The sequence below is a fragment of the Geobacillus sp. ZGt-1 genome, from assembly GCF_001026865.1.
Taxonomy (GTDB): domain Bacteria; phylum Bacillota; class Bacilli; order Bacillales; family Anoxybacillaceae; genus Geobacillus; species Geobacillus thermoleovorans.
Genome location: NZ_LDPD01000034.1, coordinates 1 through 839 on the forward strand (window position 1 = coordinate 1; position 839 = coordinate 839).

Annotated in this window: 1 protein-coding gene; it reads left to right on the plus strand. The window is 47.8% G+C overall.

The window, feature by feature from the left end:
• Nucleotides 1–668 (plus strand): ExeA family protein (locus VU18_RS15330; protein ID WP_047758414.1); only part of this gene is annotated, 668 nt, incomplete at its 5' end.
• Nucleotides 669–839: the final 171 nt, after the last annotated feature.

An 839-nucleotide genomic window follows, 5' to 3' on the forward strand; every position in this document is an offset into this window, starting at 1 on the left:
GGTTATTGATTGGTGAACCAGGGTCCGGCAAGACATTCGCCCTTCGGGCGTTTAAGGAATCCATGAATCCGTCACTGTATCACGTCGTTTATTTTCCATTGTCAACGGGGAGCGTGATGGACTTTTATCGCGGCCTTGCCTTCGGGCTCGGGGAAGAGCCGAAGTACCGCAAGGTCGACTTGTTTTATCAAATCCAACAAGGGATCGAGCGCTTGTATCATGAACAACGGGTAACGTCAGTGTTCATCCTTGATGAAATGCATTTAGCGAAGGATGCCTTTCTGCAGGATATCGCGATCCTGTTCAACTTTCACATGGACTCAACGAATCCGTTTGTCTTGATTTTGGCGGGGCTGCCCCATTTACAGGCAAAACTACGGTTGAATCAACACCGTCCGCTTCACCAACGAATCATCATGCGATACCAGATGGGGCCTCTTGATAAGGAAGAAGTGGTAGGATATATCGAACACCGCCTGAAACAGGCGGGGGCGAAACACTCGATTTTTACCCCAGCTGCCTTAGAAGCGATCGCCCTGCAGTCGCAGGGGTGGCCGCGGATCATCAACAACCTCGCCACCACTTGCCTGTTATACGGCGCTCAATTAAAAAAACATATGATTGACGAAGACATTGTGCGTATGGCAGCCGAAGAAATGGGGTACTGACACAACAGGGGCTGATCGGCCCCTGTTATGTTTCATCCCGATCCATCCTCATTCTAGTTAATCATCCGAAATAATGTGCAAACGTTCGGAAATAATCTGCAAAACCTGGAATAATTCGCAAAGATTTTGCACATTATTTCCGAATTCGTTCGAAATAATTTGAAAAAGGGA